Genomic DNA, 22243 nt, shown 5'->3' on the forward strand with positions numbered 1-22243 from the left:
TGCTCAGCCGTGGTCGCCCCGGGCAAGGGCGTCCGCGGGCAAACCGCTGAGGCAGCGGTGGTCGTTGCCGCAGTCCTGCCACACCAGCTTCATCGGCAGCATCGTGCCGTAGCGGTTCAACGCCTGGGCCGCTGACTCGTGCACCCCGAAGATCGTCCGCCTGGTCAGCGGGTCACGCCGGAAGATCACCGCCTCCTGGTCGTCGTCGTGGGTGATCTCCATGCCGATGGCGAAGATCTGGTTCTCGTCCTCGGCGCTGACCAGCCAGAAGTGCCGCGTTCGCACGATGTGCCTCCACTCGTGGTCAAGGGATGCGAGTGCTCCGCGAACAGATGATCCGAATGGGAAAACCACGAGTGGGCCGCGTGGGAGTGGGATTCCCACTTGTGGGTTTCCCAGTCGCGCGATTCCCACTGCGATCATGGCGGAGCGGTCAGCAGCATTCGGGGGTGAATCCGTGACCAAGCCTCATCCACCATTCCGTCGCCGCCGGCTGGGGCGTCGACTGCGGCTCATGCGTGAACAGGCGAAGTTCACGTTGGACGAAGCGGCAGCTCGGTTGGACAAGACGCGCAGTGCCCTGCAACGCATCGAGGCTGGCGAGACCAGGGCCGACGTGCACCTGGTGCGTTCGATGATGGACCTGTACGACCAGTACGACCCCGACCTGCTCGATCAGGCCAGGTACGCACTGAAACCCGGATGGTGGGTGGCTTACGGGATGAAGGACCAGGGCTACGTCGCCCTGGAGAGCGAGGCGCATCTGGCTCGGGAGGTGACGCTGCTCAATCTGCCCGGCCTCCTGCAGATTGAGTCGTACATGCGGGAGCTGTTCAACTCCCACTGGCTGCAGCGCAGCCCGCAGGAGATTCAAACGGAGATAACGATCCGCTTGCTCCGGCAACGCCGACTGACTGACGAGGACAACCCGTTGTCCCTGGAGTGTGTGATCAACGAAGCAGCACTGCGCCGGGCGGTCGGCGGCCCCACGGTGATGCGAGAGCAGTTGCGGCACCTGATCGAGGTAGCGAGCCTCCCCACGGTCACCCTGCAAGTGCTGCCTGATTCCGCCGAAGCGCACGCGATCATCAACGGGACTTTCCTCCTACTGGCCTTTCCCGAGCCCGACGATCAGGAGATGCTCTACATCGAATACCCAACCGCAGCCCTGCACATCGAGGACGACGACCAGATCCAGGAAGCCAAGGTCGCCTACGAGCACCTTCGCCACCAGGCGTTGGACCTGAAGGACTCGGTGTCATTCATCAGACAGGTGCTCACCGACTGGGATGGGGCCGAGTGAAGAAGGGAATCAGAGTGTCCACTATGGATAGTTCTGGGTACGTGTGGCGGAAGAGCAGCCGCAGCAACGGGGGCAACAAGGGGGCCTGCGTCGAGGTGGCCGTTGTGGGGCCGGCGGTTGCGGTCCGCGACTCCAAGAACCCGGGGGCTGGCGTGCTCGCCTTCCCAGCCGCCCAGTGGTCGGCCTTCCTCCACTCCGTGCGCGCGTGACCGGGTGGCGACGGCGATGTGCGGGTAGCCGCTTGACGCGTGCGCGTGTACCACGGGTTTCGTCCACTCCCCCGAATTTCACCTGATCGTGCATCGGGTTATCCACACCCCTCGGGGTTGTCCACAGCGCACCCCTGGAGTGATGTTTTCGCAGGTGGGGGCGGATAGACTGGCCCTGGGGCCGCCCCCGGGAGGGTGGGGGGTTGCCTGGCGTCGCTGCCGGCAACGGAACCGGTACCGGACGTTGACGTGGCTGGTGGTGGGGATGCGAGTAGGCCTGCCTGCGGGTAGGCCGTGGCAGGCGGCAGGTGCCGGCGCCGCCTCTGGCCCAGCACGGCCGCCGGTGATCTCGAAGCCCCTCACCAACACCGGGCAGGCGCGGCGCCGATCGCCGGTCCCTGCTCAGCCTGCCGCCACACGAATCCTGAACCTCCGCGTGAATCCTGAACCGCCGCGTGAATCCTGAACCGCCGCATGAATCCTGAGCCACCACACAAAGCCTGAACCTCACACGGGACCGGAGGCACCGCGTGAACCCTGAACCGCCGCACAAATCCTGATCCGGCTCTCAGAATGGTGGCGCACCGGTGGCGTCAGCCAACACGGCCGAACCGATTCCCAGTACCGGTTCTGGTGCGCGGGAATACTGGCGGCCGGTCGGGCTGATCCACTGGACCGTGCCGTCGTCAAGGCGTTTGGACTGCCACCGGCCACCGTGTTTCACCCTGTGGTGGTGACGGCACAGGGTGGTGAGGTTCTCGGCTGAGGTGTCGCCCCGTGGAAATGGCACGTGGTGGTCGATATCCGATTTCCTGGCGGCGCGCAGGCAGCCGGGGAACCGGCACGTCTTGTCCCGGGTGCGGACGAAATCAGCCAGCGCGGCCGGCGGCCGGTAGGTGTTGCGGCCGTGGTCGAGCAGGGCGCCGGTGACCGGGTCGGTGAGCAGTCGCCGCCAGGTGCCCTCGGCGGCGATCTCCCGGGCCACGCTGGCCGGGATCTCGCCGTACCCGGCCAGTTCGCCGGGCCGGTTGTCCAGGCCGAGCAGCGTGGTCGCGGCAACGGTGACCTGGATGCGCGCCTGAACGCCGGACTCGCCCAGGCACAGGTCCACGAACGCGTCGGCTCGCCGCTGGTCAGCGGTGCGGTCGTCCCCCGGGGTGCGGGCCTGGCCGGCGGCGGCGCAGATGCGGTCGTGGACGGCGAGCGCGAGGTGTGCGGGCAGGTAGGCGTGCAGTTCGGCCATCCCGTGATCGGCGTGGTGGAACTGGACGTTCCGGTCCTGGACGCACTGCTGGTGACGCCGCTCGGCGCCCTCGGGGTCGATGCGGTGCACCAGCCGCCGGATGTGCTGGCGGGTGGTGGCGTCGTTCTGGTCCGGCGCCACCGCCAGGATCGCGGCCTCGATCCGCCCGGTCTGCTCGGCGGTCAGCGGCAGGGTGAGTTCGGCGAGCGCCCTGGCCTTGTAGAGGGAGATTCGTCCTTGCTGAAGTGCGGCCAGGGTGGCCGGTAGTCGGGTGGCCAGGTCGACGGCCAGCGAGAGTTGGGCATTGGCGTGGTAATGGGTCCACTGGGTGGCCAGGGCGAGTTCAGCCGCGGCGAATTCGGGTTGTTCGTGCGCGCGGTGGTATTCCGCCACGGCCTGCATGAGCAGACCGTGCAGCACGTTGATAATCGCCTGGTACTCGACAATCGCGTCGAGTTGTGCGGCTGAATCCCCCCGACCGGACATATTTCCAGTTTAGGTACGCCATCCCCAGCACTTCATCACCCGAACAGGTGTTCTATCGGGCGGTATGAGACACCCACGGCATCCCTGGCGGAGCGCCGAAAGCCCAACCGGCCGCCCTGGGACGCCGCTACGCCGGGCAGTAGGCGGTGACGAACAGGGAGATCAGCGAGTCGTTGGATGGTTTGCCCTGGTACGGGTTGTAGGTCAGGGTGAACTGGCGGCCGCTGTCCGCGCGGGTGGCGTAGGTGAGGTAGCCGAGCAGTTCACCACCGTGGCCGTACACGCTGGTGCCGCACGGCAGGTCGAAGCGCTGCAGACCGAGGCCGTAGCGGAACATCGTGCCGGTCTCGACGGTGTCCTTCATGGCCGCGAGGGACGCCGGGCTGGTGAGCCGGCCGCCGAGCAGGGCGGCGAAGAAGCGGTTGAGGTCGGCGGTCGTGGAGATCATCTCGCCGGCGGCCCAGTCCAGCGAGGGGTTCATCTCGGTGGCGTCCACCCAGCCCTGCCCGGCGACCTCGACGTAGCCGTGCGTGTGCGGCTCGGGCAGGCGCGGGTTGGTGCCGGGCACGCTGGTCTGGGTCAGGCGCAGCGGACGCAGCACGCGACGCGCGATCTCCTCGCCGTAGCCGTGGCCGGTCAACCGCTCGATGAGCAGGCCGGCGACGATGTAGTTGGTGTTGGAGTAGTGCCAGCCCGCACCGGGCGCGAAGTACGGCTCGTGGGCGAAGGCCACGTCGAGCAGTTCTCGCGGCTGGTAGGTGCGGAACCGCTCGGCACCGCGCCAGCGGTTGGTGGAGTAGCCGGCCTCGTGGGCGTAGTCGTACAGCCCGCTGGTGTGGTTCAGGATCTGCCGGACGGTGATGTGCTGGCCGTCCGGCACCACGCCGGGCAGGTGCCGGTCGATGGGGTCGTCCAGGGCGAGCCGGCGCTCGTCGACCAGTTGCAGCACCACGGTCGCCACGAACGTCTTGGTGACGCTGCCGATCCGGAAGTAGCCGGCGGGATCGGCCGACCGGCCGGAGGCGAGGTCGCGCACGCCGGCCGCGCCGGACCACCGCGCGGGGCCGTCCTGGACGCGGGCCAGCGCGGCCGAGGCCGAACCGGTGGCGACCAGGTCGGCGATGCCGGCCTGGAGCCCCGCCACGGGCAGTGCGCTGGCCGCGGCGGCGGTGCCACCGGTCGCGGCCAGCCCGGCGGCGGTGCCACCGGGTGCGGCCAGCGCGGCCGCGGTGCCGGTGGACACGGCCAGCGCGGTCACCACCGTCAGGGCCGCGGCGACAAGACCGGTGCGAAGAGTTTTCGTTGGCATGCGAGGAAAACTAGAAAACCCGGTGACCCGCGACCAGGTGGCCGACCGCAGCGTTGACTGCGGCCGGCCATCGCGTTCCACTGTGGAAAACCACACCCGGTGTTGTCGCACCGGCCGACATCGACGTGGTCGCGGAGTTCGAGCGGTGGTGCCAGCGCTCGCCGGCGACTCAGCGTGCTGCCCCGGCACCCGGCGATCGCCGGAGCAGCAGCGGCAGCAGGGCGAGCGCCGCGAGCGCCAGCGCGAGGTTGCCGATGAGGGTCACGGTGAACGCCGTCGTGGTGCTCGCCGCCGCGTGGGCGGTGGACGCCTGCGGGTCCAGGGTGCTGAAGAAGACGAGCCCGAGCGCGGTGACGCCCAGTGACATCCCCACCTGGCCGGCGGTCTCCAGCACACCGCCCGCGGCTCCGGCGGCCGTGGCGGGAACACCGTTCAGCACGGCCCCGAACAGCGGGCTGACGCCGAGGCCCTGGCCGAAGCCGACGACCGCCAGAGCGGGCAGCAGGGCGGTCGCGCTCAGCCCAGCCCCGGCGGCCCAGGCGGTGCCGAGCAGGGCCAGGGTGCCGGCGGCGTTGACGGCGTAGCCGAGCGTGAGGACGTGGTGCCCGAGGCGGGCCTGCAGCCTCGGACCCAGCAGCGAGGCCGCCGAGAAGGCCACGGCCAGTGGCGCGAAGGCGAGGCCGGCCGCCAGCGGCTGGTAGCCGAGCCCGTCCTGCAGTTGCAGGGTGAGCACGAAGAACAGGCCCGCGTTGCCGGCGAAGAACGCCAGCGCGATGGCGTTGCCCGCGGAGAAGGCGCGCCGGCGGAACAGCGCGGGGTCGACCAGCGGATTGCCCCCGAGGGCGGCCACCCGCCGCTCCCAGGCCCAGAAGGCCGCGAACACCGGTCCGGCGGCGGCCAGCGCGATCCAGGCCCAGGCCGGCCACCCCGCGTGCTGGCCCTGCACGAGCGGCACCGTCAGCAGCAGGAGCGCTCCGCTGAGCAGGCCGACCCCGGTCAGGTCGAGGCCGGTGCGGTGCCCGCCGCCGGCCACGCGGCTGCCTGGCAGCACCCGGCCGGCACCGACCAGGGCGAGCAGTCCGATCGGCACGTTCACGAGGAAGACGTTCCGCCAGCCGAGACCGAACAGGTCGAGGTGGATCAGCAGGCCACCCAACACCTGCCCGGCGATCGACGCCAGCCCGATCGTGGCGCCGAACACCGCGAGCGCCCTGGCCCGGACGTGGCCGCTGAACGCGGTCTGCAGCACGGCCAGCACCTGCGGGTAGAACAGCGCCGCCCCGACTGCCTGCACGGCGCGGAACGCGATGAGCGGCACCGGGCCCGAAGCCAGCCCGGCGGCCAGGGAGGCGAGGGTGAAGACGCCGATGCCGGCGAGGAACAGCCGCCTGGCCCCGAACAGGTCACCCAGTCGACCGCCGGTGACCAGCAGCAGCCCGTACACCAGCACGTAGCCGCTGACCGCCAGTTCGATCTGGGCGGAGGTGGCGTTCAGGTCGGCCCGCACCGAGGGCACGGCCACGTTCACGATGAACCCGTCCATGATCGCCATGAACGTGCCGACCATCATCACCAGCAGCAACCACAGGTCGCGTCGGGACAGCCGCTCCGCCTCCGCCGGCGCACCCCGCCGAGGGGCCGGGACCGTTCGCGGGGCCGTCGTCCCGGCCCTCGCTGCCCCGCCGGCCCGCGCCTGCGTCACCACGCTCATCTCGTCCTCTCCTCCGTCGCTCGTTCGCCTGTCGCCGCAACGATCGAACGCGGCGCCACCTCGAACAACACCGAAGCGGACAAGGGTCGATAATCAAGGCTTATGGATCGGGTCCGGGTGTTGGAACGGCACGAACTGGAGGCGTTCCTGGTGCTGGCCGAGGAACTGCACTTCGGCCGCACCGCCGAGCGGCTGCGGCTGTCCCAGGCCCGGGTCAGCCAGACGATCAGCAGGCTGGAGCGCCGGATCGGCGCGCCGCTGTTCGAGCGCACCAGCCGCCGGGTCGCGCTCACCCCGCTGGGCGTCCAACTGCGTGACGACCTCGAACCGCTCCACCGGGAAATGGGCGAGGCGGTGGCCAGGGCGGTGGCCGCCGCGCGCGGGGTGGCGGGCGTGCTGCGCGTGGGGTTCCTCGGCGCGGGTGCCGGCGAGCTGACCTCGGCCGTTCTGGACGCCTTCCGGACCGCCAACCCGGGCTGCGAGATCCAGATGCGCGAGACGCACTTCGCGGACCCGCTGGGGCCGCTGCGCGCGGGCGAGGTGGACGTGCTGGTGACCCGGCTGCCGGTGCGGGAACCGGACCTGACCGTCGGTCCGGTGGTGCTGTCGGAGCCGAGGGTGCTCGCGGTGCCGGCGCGCCACCGGTTCGCCCGGCGCCAGCAGGTGTCGCTCGAGGACCTGGCGCGCGAGACCGTCTTCGGTGTCACGGGACCGGCGCCGGACTACTGGTGGGACTTCCACGTGCCCCGGTTCACGCCCAGTGGCAGGCCGGTGCGGCGTGGGCAGGACGTGGCCACCTTCCAGGAGTTGTTGGCGCTGGTCGCGGCGGGTCAGGGGGTTTCACCGGTGGCCGCCTCGGTCGAGCGCTACTACGCCCGGCCCGACATCGCGTTCGTCCCGTTCGACGACGCCCCGGCCACCGACGTCGCGGTGGTCTGGCGCACCGCGGGGGCCACCGCCCGTGTCCGCGCCTTCGCCCAGGCGGCCGGCGAGGCCGTCGCGGCCAACGGAGGGCCAGCGCGGTTCTGAGCCGCCTCCCGGCCGGATCGTCCGGCTGGCCGACGAGAAACCGGAGTGGTGGCTGGTTCGCCCCTGGTTCCTCCCCGGCCAGCCGGTGTCAACTCCTCGCCGGTGGTCAGCCGCCCGAGCGGGCGAGCAGGGCGTGGGTTTCCCGCAGCGTGGCAAAGGACTTCGGCTCGGCCACCGTGGCGCGCGCGGGGGCCGAGGACACGCCGACGGCGGCGCTGTCGGCCGGCTTGCCCTTGGTGAACAGCCAGGTCTGGAACAGGTCGTACAGCGGCTTGCCGGAGATCTTCTCGGCCAGCGCCACGAACTGCTCGATGGTGCCGTTGCCGTACCGGTGCTCGGCCACCCAGGTGCGGATGATGGTGAAGAACGCCTCGTCGCCCACGGCGTTGCGCAGCGCCTGCAGGGTCAGCGCGCCCCGGTCGTAGACGGCGTCGTCGAACTGGTTCTCCGGGCCCGGGTCACCGGGCAGCACCTGCCAGAACTCGTGGTCGGCCGGGTAGTAGTCGTAGATGTAGTCGGCCAGCTGCTGGGCGGTGCCCTCGCCCTCGGCCTCCGACCACAGCCACTCCGCGTAGGAGGCGAAGCCCTCGTTCAGCCAGATGTCCCGCCAGCCGTGCACCGACACCGAGTCGCCGAACCACTGGTGCGCGTTCTCGTGCACCACCACCGAGGTGTTGGAGCCGCGCAGGAAGAACCGGTCCGAGTAGACCGGGCGGGTCTGCGTCTCCAGGGCGAAGCCCAGGCCGGTGGACACCACCCCGCCCTGCGCCTCGAACGGGTAGGCGCCGAACTGGTCGCTGAGGAAGTCCAGGATCTCGGGCGTCCGCTGCACGCTGGCCTTGGCCGCGTCCGTGCTGGCGCCCAGGTCGGCGCCGTAGGCGGTGAGGAACGGCTGGCCGTTGGGCGCGGTGCCGGAGTGGATGTCGTACTTGCCGACCACCAGGAAGGCCAGGTAGGTGGCCTGCGGCTGGGTGCTGCGCCAGCTCCACCTGGTCCAGCCGGCGATGTCCTTGCTGGTGCGCACCAGGGTGCCGTTGGACAGCGCGGACACGTCGTCGGGCACGGCCACGGACACGTCGTAGGTGGCCTTGTCCAGCGGGTGGTTGTTGCTGGGGAACCACCAGGGCGCGCTGTTGGGCTCGTCCACGGCGAGGGCGCCGTCGGCGGTGCGCACCCACGAGGTGTACCCGTCGTGCTCCACAGTGGACGGAACGTCGGCGTAGCGCACGACCACGGTCACGTCGGTGTTCTTGGCCAGGCTGGCGGCCGGCCGCACCACGAGTTCGCCGTCGGCCTGGCTGAACTGGGCCGGCGCGTTGTTGACCCGCACGGAGGAGACCTTGAGCAGGAAGTCCAGGTTGAAGCTGGACAGGTCCTGGGTGGTCCTGGCCAGGATCGTGGTGGTTCCGGCGAGCTGGTCGGTGGCCGGCTGGTAGGTGAGCCGGATGTCGTAGTGCGCCACGTCGTAGCCGCCGTTGCCGGCACCCGGGTAGTAGGGGTCACCGATGCTGTCGGCACCGGGCTGGCCCACCGCCGCGCCGGCGGTACCCGCGAACAGGGTGAGGGCGCAGGCGGCGCCGAGGACGCCGAGCCCAGCTCTGGCAAACCTGGATCTGGCTGACATGCACTGAACCTCCGTGTCAGGCGGTGCGACAGGCGGAACGTATCCACATCGCAGTCATTCCACTACCCCCTGTGTCGACTTCCTGCCACTCGGGATCCCGGGATTTTTCACGTTGACGCGGGGGCGGGAAGCGGCCTAGTCGAGTGGTCCAGCCGCACGGCCCGGGGATCAGCGGCGCAGCGCCGTCGCCACGTCGGCCAGGACCTCGGCGTGCTGGGCGCGCAGGGTGCCCCGGTCGGTGCGCACCTCGACCACGCGCAGGCCGGGCTGGGGCCGCAGTGCGGCGTGGAACTCGGCGGCGGTGGTGACCAGCGTGTGCGGCACGCCGTAGCCCGCGCACAGCAGGGCCAGGTCCGTGCCGTGCGGGGTGCCGAAGACGCGTTCGAACCCGGCCGCCTCGTGCTCGGGGGCGCCCTGCTCCAGCAGCGAGAAGATGCCGCCGCCGTTGTCGTTGAGCACCACGATCGCCAGGTCCGGCCGCTGTTCCTGCGGGCCGATCAGCAGGCCGTTGATGTCGTGCAGGAACGTCAGGTCGCCGAGCAGCGCGTAGCCCGGCCCGGCCGGTCTGTCCACAGTGGCCGTCGCCAGCCTGGTGCCCAGGGCCACGCCCACCGAGGTGGACACGCTGCCGTCGATGCCGGCTACCCCTCGGTTGGCGTAGACCAGCAGGTCGTCCCGCCGGTCGGCCACCAGGTCGACGTCGCGCACCGGGTTGGACGAGCCCAGGAACAGCACGGCGCGCTCGGGTAAGGCGTCCACCAGGTCCCTGGCGACGCGCAGCCCGGTCGGCCACGGGTGGCTGGCCAGCAGCGCGTCCAGCACGCCGCCGGCCTCCTCGTCGGCCCGCCGCCAGTCCGGCAGCCAGTTCGGGTCCACGAGTCGGGTGAAATCCGGGTCGGTCAGCGGCTCGCCGGTCTCGCCGGAGCAGAACACGTCGTCCGGGCCGAAGTGGGCGACCACGGTGGACGCCACGTGCTGCGGGTCGGTCCAGTCGCCGGCCGGGTCGCCGACCACCAGCACCACCCCGGTGGTCTTCAGCAGCCGCTGCACCCCCCTGGTGAGGGTGGGGCGGCCGACCACCACGACCGCGTCCGGGCGCAGCCGCTCGGGCAGCTGCCCGGAGTTGAGCAGCAGCGACCCGTAGCGCAGCACCTCCTTGGCGCCGGTCGAGCCGGTCATCCCGGTCGGCTCCACGATCACCGGCCAGCCGGCGCGTTCGGCCACCCGCACGGCCTGTCCGGCCGCCCGCCAGTCGCCGTCGCCGATCACCACGACCGTGCGCGACCACAGGGGTAACGGCGGTGCGGCCCCGCCGGCCGGCCCGCGCACCGTCCACGTGGGACTGATCCGGGTCCAGCCGAGGCCGTCGGGCCGGCCGTCCAGCGGCTCCGGCCAGTCGTCGTCGCCGTCGGGCACCAGCGGCTCGCGGAACGGCAGGTTGAGGTGCACCGGCTGGTTGGCGTCGGCCCTGGCCACCGCGCGGCAGACCAGCCCGCGCCAGATGGCGTTCTGCCCGCCGCGGCGCTCGGCCACGGGGAACTCCACGGTGTCGGCCGCCGCGCCGAACACGCCCCGCTGGTCCACGGTCTGGTTGGCGCCGGTGCCGTACAGCTCGACCGGCCGGTCGGCGGTCAGCACCAGCAGCGCCACCCCGGCGTGGTGCGCCTCCAGCACGGCGGGGTGCAGGTTGGCCACGGCCGTGCCCGAGGTGCAGACCACGGCGGCGAACCCGGACCGGCCGGGGTGGGCGCCGCGCGGGGAGTGCTGGGCCAGGCCCTTGGCCAGGCCGAGGGCCAGGAAGCCGGCGCTGCGCTCGTCCACCCGCACGTGCAGGGTGAGCCGCTCCCGCACGGCCGCCTCGTACAGCGCGAACGCCAGCGGGGCGTTGCGCGAGCCGGGGCAGAGCACCACGTTCCGCACGTTGTTGCGGACGAGTTCGTCAACGATGACCCGGGCCTGCGCCGTGGCGGGATTCATCACCCGTCACCCAGCTGAGCGACAGGACGACCGGCCCATAGTGGGACACATGCCCTCAAAGCCACCCTCCTATCCTCGCAGGCGTGACCGAGTCAACCGAGACCCACTCGCCGACCGGCTCGCCAGAGCCTAGTAATGGTCCTGTCTCCGAGCTGTTCGATCCTGCCGCGTGGCAGGAGGTGCCGGGGTTCGACTTCACCGACATCACCTACCACCGCGCGGTCGAGCACGGCACGGTGCGCATCGCCTTCAACCGGCCCGAGGTCCGCAACGCGTTCCGGCCGCACACCGTGGACGAGCTGTACCGCGCGCTGGACCACGCACGGATGAGCCCGACTGTCGGATGCGTCCTGCTCACCGGCAACGGACCGTCCGCAAAGGACGGCGGGTGGGCCTTCTGCTCCGGCGGTGACCAGCGTATCCGTGGTCGGGACGGGTACCAGTACGCGTCCGGTGAGACGTCGGACACCATCGATCCCGCGCGGGCCGGTCGGTTGCACATCCTGGAGTGTCAGCGACTCATCCGGTTCATGCCCAAGGTGGTCATCGCGGTGGTGCCCGGCTGGGCCGCCGGCGGTGGGCACAGCCTGCACGTGACCTGCGACCTCACCCTGGCCAGCGCCGAGCACGCGCGGTTCAAGCAGACCGACGCGGACGTGGGCAGCTTCGACGGCGGGTACGGCTCGGCCTACCTGGCCAGGCAGGTCGGCCAGAAGTTCGCCAGGGAGATCTTCTTCCTGGGCCGCCCCTACACCGCCGAGCAGGCCCGCGAGATGGGCATGGTCAACGCGGTGGTGCCGCACGCGGAGCTGGAGTCGACCGCGTTGCAGTGGGCCAAGGAGATCAACGGCAAGTCGCCGACGGCGATCCGGATGCTCAAGTACGCGTTCAACCTGATCGACGACGGCCTGGTCGGCCAGCAGCTGTTCGCCGGTGAGACGACCCGGCTGGCCTACATGACCGACGAGGCGGTCGAGGGCCGGGACGCGTTCCTGGAGAAGCGCAGCCCGGACTGGTCCCGATTCCCGCACTACTTCTGATGGGCGGCGCGATGAACCCCACCGACGCGGGCTCGCCCCGGCGGCTCGAACCGGTGCCGGTGCCGCTCGGCCCGGCCGTGCTCGACCTGCTGCCCGCGTTGCGCCGCGCGCTCGACGGCGTGGGGCCAGCGCTGCTGCCGGTGCCAGCCGACGACCAGCGGGAGGCCGGGGCGCTGGCCGCCGCCGTGGCCGCGCCCGGTGTGCTGCGCGCCGGCGAGGACAGCGCGGCCGACCCGACCGCCGTGGTGATCGCCACGTCCGGCTCCACCGGCGCGCCCAAGGGCGTGCTGCTGTCCGGCGCGGCCCTGCGCGCCTCGGCCGAGGCCACGCACGCGCGCCTGGGCGGGGTCGGGCGGTGGTTGCTGGCCCTGCCGGCCAGGCACGTCGCCGGGCTGCAGGTGCTGGTGCGTTCGCTGCTGGCCGGCCTGGAGCCGGGGGTGCTCGACCTGACGACCGGGTTCCGGCCGGCGGCGTTCGCGACCGCGGCCGAGCCGGTGCTGGCCAGCCCGGGCCGGCACTACACCGCGCTGGTGCCCACCCAGCTGTCCAGGCTGGTCGCGGGCGAGGGCCCGGGGCTGGCCGCGCTGCGCGCGTTCGACGCGGTGCTGCTGGGCGGTGCGGCCACCCCGCCGTCCCTGCTGGCCACGGCCGCGGCCGCGGGCGTGCGGGTGGTCACCACCTACGGGATGAGCGAGACCGCCGGCGGGTGCGTCTACGACGGGGTGCCGCTGGCCGGGGCGCGGGTGCGGCTGACCCCGCTGACCGGACAGGACGGGCCGGACGGGCCGGCTCAGCGGGACACGCCGGACGGGCAGGCCGGCACCGGCCGGATCGACCTGGCCGGGCCGATGCTGGCCAGGGGCTACCGGCGGGCCGGGGACCCCGGGACCGGGGGCGGGGCCTTTGCCGAGGACGGCTGGTTCCGCACCGGGGACGTGGGCCGCTGGCTGCCGGACGGCCGGCTGGAGGTGGTCGGCCGGCTCGACGACATGATCAACACCGGTGGGGTGAAGGTGCCGCCGCTGCTGGTGGAACGGGTGTTGGTGGCCCAGCCCGGGGTGCTGGAGGCGTGCGTGACCGGGGTGGCCGACCCGGAGTGGGGCCAGGCCGTGGTGGCCGCGGTGGTGCCCGCCGACCCGGCGCGCCCGCCGGCCGAGCGCGACCTGCTGGACGCGGTGCGCGCCCAGGTGGGGCGGGCCGCGGTGCCCAGGCGGCTGCGGTTCGTGGCCGAGCTGCCCGTGCTCGGGCCGGGCAAGGTGGACCGGGCCGCGGTGCGGGCCGGGTTCGCGGCCGAGCACTGATCCCACCTGCCCTGACACCACCCGATCGAGTTAGGGATCACATCACCCGTTCGGGTTCTGCTCGGGCTAACCCGACGCTGGTCGAACTAGCCCAACCGGCCGAGCAGCGGTACGCATAAGGTCAGAATTTTCCACCAAACAAAGCCGATTCGTTGACAAGTAACCGTCGCAGCGATTGGCTCCACCTCGCCTTGGGAGACGCGGCCCCGCTGCGGCGCCACGGCCGCACCGCGTGCCCAGACGAGGAGGCCGACCTTGTCCTCAGCTCCTGCCGGTAACAGACGGTTACTCGCCCGCACCCTGCCGGTGCTCGCCGCGGCCGCCGTCAGCCTGGCCACCTTCGCCAGCCCGGCGGCCGGCGCCGCCGAGCAGTCCGCCACCTGGCGCCCGGACCTGTCCACGGTGACCGACGACGACAGCAACGTGGTCACCACCGGCGGCACCGTCCGCCTGGACAACCTGGCCGTCTCCCCGGCCAGCGCCCGCACCGACCAGCGGTTCGGCATGCTCGTGGCCGACACCCACCAGCTGAGCCAGCCCGCCAACACGGTCTCGGCCGCGGTGGACGCCACGGTGCCGGCCGGCTCGCAGCTGGCCGTGGAGGTGCGCGGCCAGCGCGCGGACGGCCAGTGGTCGGAGTGGACCGAGGCCACCGCGGACAGCCCGGCCGTGCTGCCCTACAGCACCACCTCCGTGCAGGCCAGGCTGTCGCTGACCGCGCCGAACGCCGCGGCCAGCCCCCAGGTGCGCGGCCTGTCGCTGACCGCGAGCACCACCGAGGCGGCACCCACCGCGCGGCTGGCCGCCGCCTCGGCCGGCAACACCTACCGGATCTACGCCACCCGGGAGGGCCTGGTCGGCGGCACCACCGCCAACGGCCACGTGATCACCAGCCGGGACCACTTCGTGGCCCTGCCCTCCCGACGCGGCCTGTCCAGCAAGGGCACCGGCACCTACAGCGTGCGGCTGTGCACCACCGGCACCTCGGTCCGCTGCGAGTGGGCGCCGGTGTGGGACGTGGGGCCGTGGAACATCGCCGACGACTACTGGAACCCCTCCGACGTCCGGCAGATGTGGCAGGACCTGCCCCAGGGCAAGCCCGAGGCGCAGGCCGCCTACCAGGACAACTACAACAACGGCTACGACGACGGGCTCAGCCAGCGCAACCGCAAGCCGACCAACCCGGCCGGCATCGACCTGGCCGACGGCACCTTCTGGGACGGGCTCAAGCTCAGCGACAACTCGTGGCTGAACGTCACCTACCTGTGGACCGGCACCGGCCCGGCCGGCACCATCAAGACCGCGGGTGACCCGGTGAACGTGCGCAGCGCGCCCAAGCTCTCGGCCACCCAGGTCGGCCTCGGCGCCAACTACGCGCAGGTGCGGGTGGAGTGCCAGACCACCGGCGACACCGTCACCGGCAGCGGCGGCACCTCCAACGTCTGGTACCGGATCAACACCAACATGTACGTGTCCAAGGTGTACGTGACCGGCGTCTCAGGCGCGGCAACCTGTTGATCGGTCTGTGAGGCAATCCCCCAGCCTGGTGAAAAAGGCGGTGTGGCCATGTCGCAGGATGTAGGCATGGCCACAGTCGCCCAGTGGATCGAGGGAGCCCGTCCCCGCACCCTGCCCAACTCGATCTCACCGGTTCTCGTGGGTGCGGGTGCGGCCCGCGCCATCGGTCAGTTCGTCTGGTGGCAGGCGGTGGTCGCCCTGGTCGTGGCGCTGGCGCTGCAGGTCGGTGTGAACTACGCCAACGACTACTCCGACGGCATCCGCGGCACCGACGCCAACCGGGTGGGGCCGTTCCGGCTGGTCGGCTCGGGCGCGGCCCGGCCGAAGGCGGTGCTGGCCGCGGCCGTGGCCTGCCTGGGCGTGGCCGCCCTGGCCGGCCTGGTGCTGGTGGCCGCGACCGGGCTGTGGTGGCTGCTGCTGGTCGGCGCCGCGTGCATCGCCGCGGCCTGGTACTACACCGGCGGCAAGCGGCCCTACGGCTACTCCGGCTTCGGCGAGGTCGCCGTGTTCGTGTTCTTCGGGCTGATCGGCGTGCTCGGCACGCTGTACGTGCAGTCCGGCCGGATCACCCTGGTGGGCGTGGCCGGGGCGGTCGGGGTCGGCGTGTTCTCCTCGGCCGTGCTGGTGGCCAACAACCTGCGGGACATCCCCACCGACCGGGAGACCGGCAAGCGCACCCTGGCGGTGCTGCTGGGGGACCGCAACACCCGGGTGCTGTACTGCGCGCTGGTGGCCGTGCCGTTCGTGATCACCCTGCTGTGCGCGCCGGGCAACCCCTGGGTGCTGGTCGGTCTGCTCGCCCTGGTCCCGGTGATCCCCTCGGTGCGCACGGTGGCCGGTGGCACCACCGGGCGCGCCCTGATCCCGGTGCTGCGGGACACCGGCCTGGGCATGCTGGCCTGGTCCGCGATCACCGCCGTGGCCCTGGCCCTGGCCTGAGCCGCCCCTGCCCAGGCCCTGACCGGCCGCCCCGCGGGTTCAGGCCCCAGGGTTCAGCCCCGGGGGTTCAGCGCAGGATGGAGCCGCCGCCCTCGTCCTCGCCGTGGTGGCCGCGCTCGGCCGCCTCCCTGGCCTCGATCACCTGGTCGAGGGTGTAGCCCTGCTCGAACTGCTCGTAGATGGCGCGCATCTGGCCGAGCTGCTTCTCCACGGTGGCGCGCACGTCCGGATCGTCGAAGGCCCGCCCCTCCAGCACGTCCTTCCAGTTCAGGTCGCCCCGCTCGACCTTCTTCTGCATCTCGCGCAGCTCCCGCGGGGCGTCCGGCTTGCGGGCCGCGTCCTGGATCTGCTGGATGTCGGCCTCGGTGGCCGCGCTGGGCGCCGGCTGGAGCTTGATCTTCTCCAGCTCCTTGAGCAGGTCCCTGGCCTTGCCCATGGACGCGTCCAGCTGGGCCTCGGCCTCGCGGATCCGCGGGGTCTTCCAGCTGTCGTCGCGGAACGGCGCAGTGGGTCCGGTCACGTCGTCACCCTCGGTCTCTCGTCGGTTCAGCGGTTCTGCCACCAGTTGGTGACCCGGTCCCGGACCCGGCCGGCGTCCTCACGCAGGTCACCGGCGAGGCCGCGCATGTTGTCCCTGGTCTCGCGCAGGTCCTGGACGCCCTGCTCGCCCACCACGCCCCGGGTCGCGGCCGCGCCGGCGTCGCGCACCGCGCCGCCCGGGTCCTGGCGGAAACCGTCCACGCCGTCCCGCGCGCTGGTCCAGCCCTGGCTGATGCCGTCCCGCAGGTCACCGGCGTAGCTGGGCATGTTGCGCGCGTGCTCGACGCCGCTGCGGGCCATGTCCGCGGTCTGGCGGACCTGGTCCACGTGCTGGCCGATGTGCTCCTGGTACAGGTCCTGCCCGTAGCTGGTCACCCCGTCGCGGGCGGCGCCGAGCGCACCGCTGGCGCCGTCCCGGACCCCCTGCCTGGCCGCGTCCCAGGCGGAGCCGTCGCGCAGCGAGTCCACCGCGTTGCGCGCGCCGGCCCTGGCGTTGTCCAGCGCGTTGTGCGCGCCGTCCCGGGCGGCGTCCCACGCCTGCCCGGGCGCGTCCCTGATCCGCTGCTTCTGCTCGTCCCAGTTCTCGCGGGTCTCGTTCCACCCGTCCTTGAGGTCCTTGGGCAGGTCCTTGGACCGGTTGTAGACGTCGCGGGCGTCCCCGCTGGCTTCCCTGGCGTTGGCGGCGATGTCGGTGGCGTCGTCCTTGATCCCCTGGACGTTGTCCTTGATGTTGCCGACCTCGTCGGAGATGCCCGTGGCGATGTCCACGACGTCGCCGATGCTGCGGGCGTCCTTGAGCTTGGCGAGCTGGCCGCCGATGTTCTGCACCGACTCCCACAGCGCCTTGCAGCGCTCGATGATGTCCTTGACCGCGTCGATGATCGACATGATCTTCTGGTAGAGCTGGTAGGCGTCCCAGACCAGCTGGGCGGCGCGGATCCAGCCGGCCGCCGGGATCCAGATCTTGGCGATCGCGTCGATCAGCTTGTTCACCAGGGTCTTGAGCAGGTCGAGCGCCTTGGCGCACAGCCGCTGCGACCCCTCGGCCACGCTGTTGAACCCCTTGGCGATCAGCTTGGCGACCTGGCCCTCGACGAACAGCCCGGCCCGCCACCCGGCCTGCACGTACAGCTCGTGCTTGACCGCGGCGGCGCCGTCCCAGTTCTGCCGGACGGCGTTGACGTTGCTCACCAGGGTGTCGGCCAGCGTGCTCATGGCCTCGCCGACCTTGTCCCAGCTCTCCCCGTCCTGGGCGATCTTCCGGAAATCACCGGTGATCGGCATGATCACCTTTTCGACGATGCTCTCGCCGGTGACCTTGGTGAAGATCCAGTCCACCGCGGCGACCTGCCAGCCGGCCTCCTGGACCATCTGCTGGATGTCCGCACCGCTGGGCTCCTCGGGCGGCGACAGCACCTCGGTGATGGCGCCCCCGTCGTCGTAGTCACCCATCAGACCCTCTTCTCCAAACCGTCCATGATCTTGGTGAACGTGTCCTGGATCTTGGCGTCCTGCTCGGAATAGTGGGCGGCGGTGTCCTTGATGCCCTGGGCGGTGCTGTCCAGTTTGTCCTCGACGATGTCCAGCGTTTCGTTGAACAGGGACCGCACCAGGTCGACGCCGGGCTGGAGAACCATCAGCAGGCCGGTGAAACCGGACTTGTCGCACGCGTGGTCCTGGACGTAGCCGCGGATCTCGCCGACTCTGCCCTTCAGGTTCTCGAAGTTGTCGGCGTAGGCGTTCAGTTCCTCGATCGCCACGTTGATATCGGGCAAAACGCTCCCCTTACCACGATCGTGCTGATATTCGTCCCGGAATTCCGGCGGAACCGGCCAGTGAGACGACGCCCCTCGTTCCCGGGTTCCCGGCGGAACCAGAGATGAGTACTTGTACGCAGCAAAGCGGAACCAGCGCCAGGAATGCCGTCAACCGGACACAGTGGACGGTTCGGTGCGTGGTCCACTCAGGACCGACGCCCGGACCTCCGGACCGCGCCGGCGACCAGGGTGACGATCAGCGCCACCACCAGCGGAGCGATGATGGTGGCGAAGCGCTCGACGTTGGCACCTGTCGCCGTGGCGTCGCGCTGCGCCTGGATGTTCTCCGCGCCGTAGTAGATCTTCAGCCGCACGCGCTTGTCGGCGAAGCAGGCCAGCCGCCCCGGCCCGGGCTGGTCCGGGTGCATCTCGACGGCCACGCCGGAGAACGTGTTCAGGTACTTGGGCGCGTCCTGCAGGGGCAGGTCCTTGTTGCTGTCGGAGACGAACACGCACCGGACCGTGCCCGCGGCCCTGCTGTCGTCCTTCTCGATCTTGGCCGGTCCGCCGGGCCACGGCACACCGTCCGGCATGGACAGACCGGTGAGCCGGCGCAGGTCGTAGTTGGTCGACGTGTAGGTGGTCTCGTCCGCCGAGGTCACCACGAAGTAGGTCACCAGCTGGTAGCCCAGGATGCCGAGGCTGGCCAGCACGGCGACACCCCACAGCACGACCTTCCACAGGCTCTTCGGCTTTCCCGACATGCTTCCCCCCCTCGACAGGGCCCCGACGGCGGGACAGTCTGCCAGCCCGCGGCCGCGCTCGGGTCCACTACGAACAAACGGACCCCGAAACGATGGCCCTGGTCACCAGGCCCGGCGGCGCAGCACCTGGCGCAGGCCCTCGTCCTCGTTCTCGTCCCAGGAGCGCGGCTCGGGCCGCCGGTCGCGGGCGGCGGTCGCGGTCGCGGCGTCGTCCACACCGGACGGTGGACCGCCGCGGCACACCTCGCCGAACCTCGCCCGGTCGCGCGCCATGGCCGCGCGCACCCCGGCGTCGGCGCCGGCCCGGCCGGTGAGCACGTCCCGCCAGCTCAACTCGCCCCTGGCCACGCGGGCGGCCAGCGCCCTGGTCTCGGCGGACGCCTCGGGCGAGCGGGCCCAGCGCGAGACCCGCCGGATGTCCTCAGTGGACGGCTCGGCGGTGGGGCGGCTCAGCTGCTCGGCCGCGCGCATGTCCTGCTCGGTGGCGCGCACGGCCCGACCCAGTGCCGCCTCGGCCGCCAGCACCTCGGCGCTCTTCCACGACTCGTCGGCCGCCACGCCGCACCGCCGCCCCTCCTAGCCTGCCCGGCCCGCGCCGACCGGGTCGGCGACCCACTCGGCGCTGTCCAGGAAACGGTCCAGAACGTGGTGACAGGGTGCCAGGTCGATCCCCTCACCGGCCACCCACTCGTCGTCGTAGTAGGTGTGCGCGTACCGCTCGCCGCCGTCGCAGAGCAGGGTGACCACACTGCCCCGCTGACCGGCCGCGACCAACTCGGCCACGATCTGGAAGGCGCCCCACAGGTTGGTGCCGGTGGACCCGCCGACCCGGCGGCCGAGCACGTGCTCGACGTGCCGGATGGTGGCGATGGACGCGGCGTCGGGCACCTTGATCATCCGGTCGATCACCTGCCCGACGAAGGACGGCTCCACCCGGGGCCGGCCGATGCCCTCGATCCGCGACCCGCCCGTCGCGGTCAGCTCCGGCGCCTGGTCCCGCCAGGCCGCGAAGAACACCGAGCGCTCCGGGTCGACCACGGCCAGCCGGGTGCGCAGCCGGCGGTAGCGGATGTAGCGGCCGATGGTGGCGCTGGTGCCGCCGGTGCCGGCGCCGACCACGATCCACTCCGGGACCGGGTGCGGCTCCAGCGCCAGCTGCTCGAAGATCGACTCGGCGATGTTGTTGTTGCCCCGCCAGTCCGTGGCCCGCTCGGCGTGGGTGAACTGGTCCATGAAGTGGCCGCCCAGCTCGTGGGCCAGCCGCCGCGACTCGTCGTAGATGGCGTCGGCCCGGTCCACGAAGTGGCAGCGCCCACCCTGCCGCTCGATCAGCTCGATCTTGGCGCGGCTGGTCGAGCGGGGCACCACCGCGATGAACGGCAGGCCGAGCAGCTGGGCGAAGTACGCCTCGGACACGGCCGTCGACCCGGAGGACGCCTCGATCACCGGGGTGCCCCTGGTGACCCAGCCGTTGCAGATCGCGTAGAGGAACAGCGACCGGGCGAGCCGGTGCTTGAGCGAGCCGGTCGGGTGGGTGGACTCGTCCTTCAGGTAGAGGTCGACACCCCAGTCGGCGGGTAGGGGGAACCGCAGCAGGTGGGTGTCGGCGCTGCGGTTGGCGTCCGCCTCGATGACGCGGACCGCCTCGCAGACCCAGTCCCTGGTCGTCTCACTGCACCTGTCCACGGCGTTCACGCCGGCACTGTAACCGGCGGCGCCGGGCTACTCCCCGCGCAGTTGGGCGCGCAGCGCCTGGCGCACCACGGCGCGTTCGGCCAGCCCGGTGGCCACCCGGGTGCGCAGGCCGCGCAGCAGCACCAGGGACAGCGGCGCCATCACCACGATCGCCACGGCCAGCCCCACCACCAGGGGCACCTGGAACAGGGCGAGCACCGCGGCGAGCGCGGCGATCAGCCCGAACCTGGCCAGCGCGTACACGGTGATGTCCAGCCCGAGCCGGCCGGCCCTGGTCGCGGTGGGCACCTCGGCCCCAGCGACACCGGCCCCAGCGGCGATGGCCCCTGGGACACCGGCCCCTGGGACACCGGTCTCAGCGGCGCTGGCTCCTGCGGCGTTGGCTTCTGCGGCACTGGCTTCTGCGACGCTGGCCCCGAGGACGTCGGCCTTGGCCTGGTCAGCTGGGTTCCCGTCCGCCTGTCCACCTGTGGGTCGCACGCTCCCAGGTTACTCGCCCGGTTCTGGTTCACCCGGTACCGCCGGCGCCGGCACCTCCCCGGTGTTGGGGCGCCCCTCGAACCGGGTGGACAGCACCACGGTGGTCCTGGTCCTGGCCACCCCGGCGATGCGCCGCAGCCGCCCGAGGGTGCGCTCCAGCTCGTCCACGGTGGCCACCCGGACCTTGACCACGAACGCCTCGTCGCCGGCGACCGCGTAGCAGGACTCCACCTCGGACAGCCGGCCCAGTTCGTCGGCCACCTCGTCGTCGTCAGCGGTGTCGGTCGGCTGGATGCCGATCAGCGCGGTCACACCGAGACCGACCAGGCTCGGCTCGACCATGGCGTGGTAACCGGTGATCACGCCGGTCGATTCGAGCTTGCCGACCCGCTCGTGCACGGCCGAGGCCGACAGCCCCACCTTTCGCCCCAGATCGGCGTACGTTGCCCTGCCGTTGACCCGCAGCGCCGCGATGATCTGGCGATCGAGAGCATCCACCCGGCACAGCTTAGGCCCGCACGACCGATGTCCGAACCGGGCGGTTCGTCCCTTACTCCCCCTTTACTATCAGCCAAGCGTTCGAGTACCTGACGGGTGAGATGCGACGATGCGACCGGTACGCCGGATCCCCGCTGGCGCTCGACAGGCGAAGGAGGACGAGAGTGACCGCCATCGTGCAGAGCACCCGTCAGCACAGCAACGAGCGACTTCTCACTCCCGGTGAGGTCGCGACCCTGTTCCGGGTCGACCCCAAGACCGTCACCCGCTGGGCGACCGCCGGCCGAATCGGGTCGATCCGCACTCCCGGAGGCCACCGCCGGTTCCGCGAGTCCGAGGTCAAGGCGCTGCTGTCCGAACTCACCACCGAGGCGACGGAACCCGTCCGCCACTGAACACCCTCCGCACACTGGCAGCGGTGAACTGACGCTGTCGTTCCGCTGTCAGTGTGCAAGGCCGTGCCCGACAGGATGGCCTCACCCGCTCTTTCCCCGCTGGGGGTTAACCTCAGGGGTGCGGGAACCTGAGGAGGTGGCGGCCATGTTGTACGTGTTGGCGGCGATTGGTGCGCTCACCGTGGCCATACTGCTCTGGCGAGCGTTTGGCCCGGAACGCCTTGGCGTGGCCACCCGGCCCACCATCGCACCGGACGACGACCCCGAGTTCCTGCGCCGGCTGGGTGAGCAGACCCGGCGGCGCGACGACGACGAGACCTGAGCGCAGCCCCCGCCCTCCCAGGGGGGCGACCCCGGGTCCAGCCTATCGGCGCTCCCCCGTGCACAACAGGCCGTGGCCCGCACCTGTGGACAACCGCGGTGCC

General features: G+C 71.5%; 23 protein-coding genes. 9 read left to right on the plus strand and 14 right to left on the minus strand.

Translation table 11 applies throughout. The features are described 5' to 3' along the window. Window positions 1-3: 3 nt before the first annotated feature. Window positions 4-285: a hypothetical protein gene (locus tag LX83_RS14115; RefSeq protein ID WP_253771323.1), complete on the minus strand. Its 282-nt coding sequence runs from the start codon at window positions 283-285 to the stop codon at window positions 4-6. Window positions 286-421: 136 nt separating this feature from the next. Between LX83_RS14115 and LX83_RS14120 the strand changes: the two genes are divergently transcribed. Both LX83_RS14120 and LX83_RS14125 read left to right on the plus strand, forming a co-directional pair. Next, window positions 422-1303 (plus strand): Scr1 family TA system antitoxin-like transcriptional regulator, encoded by an 882-nt coding sequence (locus LX83_RS14120; protein WP_301328240.1) that lies wholly within the window; start codon window positions 422-424, stop codon window positions 1301-1303. A 23-nt stretch (window positions 1304-1326) separates the two neighbouring features. Continuing rightward, window positions 1327-1512 carry a DUF397 domain-containing protein gene (locus LX83_RS14125; protein WP_253771328.1) on the plus strand — a complete coding sequence of 62 codons (186 nt, stop codon included), beginning with the start codon at window positions 1327-1329 and terminating at the stop codon, window positions 1510-1512. A gap of 568 nt (window positions 1513-2080) precedes the next feature. On the opposite strand, the gene LX83_RS14130 is transcribed toward LX83_RS14125, so the two are convergent. From LX83_RS14130 to LX83_RS14140, 3 genes are all read right to left on the minus strand, one after another. Further along, window positions 2081-3241 (minus strand): HNH endonuclease signature motif containing protein, encoded by a 1161-nt coding sequence (locus LX83_RS14130; protein ID WP_253771329.1) that lies wholly within the window; start codon window positions 3239-3241, stop codon window positions 2081-2083. Window positions 3242-3368: 127 nt separating this feature from the next. After that, a complete protein-coding gene (locus LX83_RS14135) occupies window positions 3369-4550 on the minus strand; it encodes a serine hydrolase domain-containing protein (RefSeq protein ID WP_253771331.1) in 1182 nt (393 codons plus the stop codon). 169 nt (window positions 4551-4719) lie between these two features. After that, entirely contained in the window at window positions 4720-6261 is a 1542-nt protein-coding gene (locus tag LX83_RS14140) for an MFS transporter (protein ID WP_253771333.1), read from the minus strand. A 117-nt stretch (window positions 6262-6378) separates the two neighbouring features. On the opposite strand from LX83_RS14140, the gene LX83_RS14145 reads away from it, so the two are divergent. Continuing rightward, window positions 6379-7290: a LysR family transcriptional regulator gene (locus LX83_RS14145; RefSeq protein ID WP_308203973.1), complete on the plus strand. Its 912-nt coding sequence runs from the start codon at window positions 6379-6381 to the stop codon at window positions 7288-7290. A 106-nt stretch (window positions 7291-7396) separates the two neighbouring features. Here LX83_RS14145 and LX83_RS14150 read toward each other — a convergent pair whose 3' ends face one another. Together LX83_RS14150 and menD are read right to left on the minus strand one after the other, a co-directional pair. After that, a complete protein-coding gene (locus LX83_RS14150) occupies window positions 7397-8914 on the minus strand; it encodes a M1 family metallopeptidase (protein WP_253771335.1) in 1518 nt (505 codons plus the stop codon). Window positions 8915-9082: 168 nt separating this feature from the next. Next, window positions 9083-10891, minus strand: coding sequence for a 2-succinyl-5-enolpyruvyl-6-hydroxy-3-cyclohexene-1-carboxylic-acid synthase (gene menD, locus LX83_RS14155; RefSeq protein WP_253771337.1), 1809 nt, complete (start codon window positions 10889-10891; stop codon window positions 9083-9085). 83 nt (window positions 10892-10974) lie between these two features. Between menD and LX83_RS14160 the strand changes: the two genes are divergently transcribed. The 4 genes from LX83_RS14160 to LX83_RS14175 all read left to right on the plus strand — a co-directional run bounded on the left by LX83_RS14160 (window position 10975) and on the right by LX83_RS14175 (window position 15689). After that, window positions 10975-11931, plus strand: coding sequence for a 1,4-dihydroxy-2-naphthoyl-CoA synthase (locus LX83_RS14160; protein WP_253771339.1), 957 nt, complete (start codon window positions 10975-10977; stop codon window positions 11929-11931). Beyond that, window positions 11931-13232: an AMP-binding protein gene (locus LX83_RS14165; RefSeq protein ID WP_253771340.1), complete on the plus strand. Its 1302-nt coding sequence runs from the start codon at window positions 11931-11933 to the stop codon at window positions 13230-13232. Before LX83_RS14160 ends, LX83_RS14165 begins: the two co-directional genes overlap by 1 nt. 255 nt (window positions 13233-13487) lie before the next feature. Further along, on the plus strand, window positions 13488-14750 hold the full coding sequence (locus tag LX83_RS14170; RefSeq protein ID WP_253771342.1) for a hypothetical protein: 1263 nt from the start codon (window positions 13488-13490) through the stop codon (window positions 14748-14750). Window positions 14751-14816: 66 nt separating this feature from the next. Next, complete coding sequence (locus LX83_RS14175) at window positions 14817-15689, plus strand: 1,4-dihydroxy-2-naphthoate polyprenyltransferase (protein WP_253771344.1); 873 nt, start codon at window positions 14817-14819, stop codon at window positions 15687-15689. Between the two features lie 67 nt (window positions 15690-15756). Here LX83_RS14175 and LX83_RS14180 read toward each other — a convergent pair whose 3' ends face one another. From LX83_RS14180 to LX83_RS14215, 8 genes are all read right to left on the minus strand, one after another. Then, entirely contained in the window at window positions 15757-16209 is a 453-nt protein-coding gene (locus tag LX83_RS14180; protein WP_253771346.1) for a hypothetical protein, read from the minus strand. 26 nt (window positions 16210-16235) lie between these two features. Then, a complete protein-coding gene (locus LX83_RS14185) occupies window positions 16236-17681 on the minus strand; it encodes a hypothetical protein (protein ID WP_253771348.1) in 1446 nt (481 codons plus the stop codon). Continuing rightward, complete coding sequence (locus tag LX83_RS14190; RefSeq protein WP_253771350.1) at window positions 17681-18004, minus strand: hypothetical protein; 324 nt, start codon at window positions 18002-18004, stop codon at window positions 17681-17683. Before LX83_RS14190 ends, LX83_RS14185 begins: the two co-directional genes overlap by 1 nt. A 188-nt stretch (window positions 18005-18192) precedes the next feature. Then, entirely contained in the window at window positions 18193-18750 is a 558-nt protein-coding gene (locus LX83_RS14195) for a hypothetical protein (protein ID WP_253771352.1), read from the minus strand. Window positions 18751-18852: 102 nt separating this feature from the next. Beyond that, entirely contained in the window at window positions 18853-19308 is a 456-nt protein-coding gene (locus tag LX83_RS14200; RefSeq protein ID WP_253771354.1) for a hypothetical protein, read from the minus strand. A gap of 18 nt (window positions 19309-19326) precedes the next feature. Beyond that, window positions 19327-20445: an L-cysteine desulfhydrase Cds1 gene (gene cds1, locus LX83_RS14205; RefSeq protein ID WP_308203974.1), complete on the minus strand. Its 1119-nt coding sequence runs from the start codon at window positions 20443-20445 to the stop codon at window positions 19327-19329. A 27-nt stretch (window positions 20446-20472) separates the two neighbouring features. Further along, entirely contained in the window at window positions 20473-20733 is a 261-nt protein-coding gene (locus LX83_RS14210; RefSeq protein ID WP_253771356.1) for a DUF4229 domain-containing protein, read from the minus strand. Window positions 20734-20934: 201 nt separating this feature from the next. Then, window positions 20935-21423, minus strand: coding sequence for an Lrp/AsnC family transcriptional regulator (locus tag LX83_RS14215; RefSeq protein WP_253771358.1), 489 nt, complete (start codon window positions 21421-21423; stop codon window positions 20935-20937). Window positions 21424-21587: 164 nt separating this feature from the next. Between LX83_RS14215 and LX83_RS14220 the strand changes: the two genes are divergently transcribed. Then, complete coding sequence (locus LX83_RS14220; protein ID WP_253771361.1) at window positions 21588-21818, plus strand: BldC family transcriptional regulator; 231 nt, start codon at window positions 21588-21590, stop codon at window positions 21816-21818. 145 nt (window positions 21819-21963) lie between these two features. Continuing rightward, window positions 21964-22140: a hypothetical protein gene (locus LX83_RS14225; RefSeq protein ID WP_253771363.1), complete on the plus strand. Its 177-nt coding sequence runs from the start codon at window positions 21964-21966 to the stop codon at window positions 22138-22140. The last annotated feature ends 103 nt before the right edge of the window (window positions 22141-22243 follow it).

Source organism: Goodfellowiella coeruleoviolacea (genome assembly GCF_024171785.1).
GTDB classification, from domain to species: Bacteria; Actinomycetota; Actinomycetes; order Mycobacteriales; family Pseudonocardiaceae; genus Goodfellowiella; species Goodfellowiella coeruleoviolacea.

What these genes read in the sequence shown, in the direction of transcription:
- LX83_RS14195 (WP_253771352.1), bottom strand. Translation starts at nt 18,750, where the DNA reads ATGTCGGGAAAGCCGAAGAGCCTGTGGAAGGTCGTGCTGTGGGGTGTC.
- LX83_RS14185 (WP_253771348.1), bottom strand. Translation starts at nt 17,681, where the DNA reads ATGGGTGACTACGACGACGGGGGCGCCATCACCGAGGTGCTGTCGCCG.
- menD (WP_253771337.1), bottom strand. Translation starts at nt 10,891, where the DNA reads ATGAATCCCGCCACGGCGCAGGCCCGGGTCATCGTTGACGAACTCGTC.
- LX83_RS14135 (WP_253771331.1), bottom strand. Translation starts at nt 4,550, where the DNA reads ATGCCAACGAAAACTCTTCGCACCGGTCTTGTCGCCGCGGCCCTGACG.
- LX83_RS14125 (WP_253771328.1), top strand. Translation starts at nt 1,327, where the DNA reads ATGGATAGTTCTGGGTACGTGTGGCGGAAGAGCAGCCGCAGCAACGGG.
- LX83_RS14165 (WP_253771340.1), top strand. Translation starts at nt 11,931, where the DNA reads ATGGGCGGCGCGATGAACCCCACCGACGCGGGCTCGCCCCGGCGGCTC.
- LX83_RS14225 (WP_253771363.1), top strand. Translation starts at nt 21,964, where the DNA reads ATGTTGTACGTGTTGGCGGCGATTGGTGCGCTCACCGTGGCCATACTG.
- LX83_RS14140 (WP_253771333.1), bottom strand. Translation starts at nt 6,261, where the DNA reads ATGAGCGTGGTGACGCAGGCGCGGGCCGGCGGGGCAGCGAGGGCCGGG.
- LX83_RS14175 (WP_253771344.1), top strand. Translation starts at nt 14,817, where the DNA reads ATGGCCACAGTCGCCCAGTGGATCGAGGGAGCCCGTCCCCGCACCCTG.
- LX83_RS14150 (WP_253771335.1), bottom strand. Translation starts at nt 8,914, where the DNA reads ATGTCAGCCAGATCCAGGTTTGCCAGAGCTGGGCTCGGCGTCCTCGGC.
- LX83_RS14130 (WP_253771329.1), bottom strand. Translation starts at nt 3,241, where the DNA reads ATGTCCGGTCGGGGGGATTCAGCCGCACAACTCGACGCGATTGTCGAG.
- LX83_RS14120 (WP_301328240.1), top strand. Translation starts at nt 422, where the DNA reads ATGGCGGAGCGGTCAGCAGCATTCGGGGGTGAATCCGTGACCAAGCCT.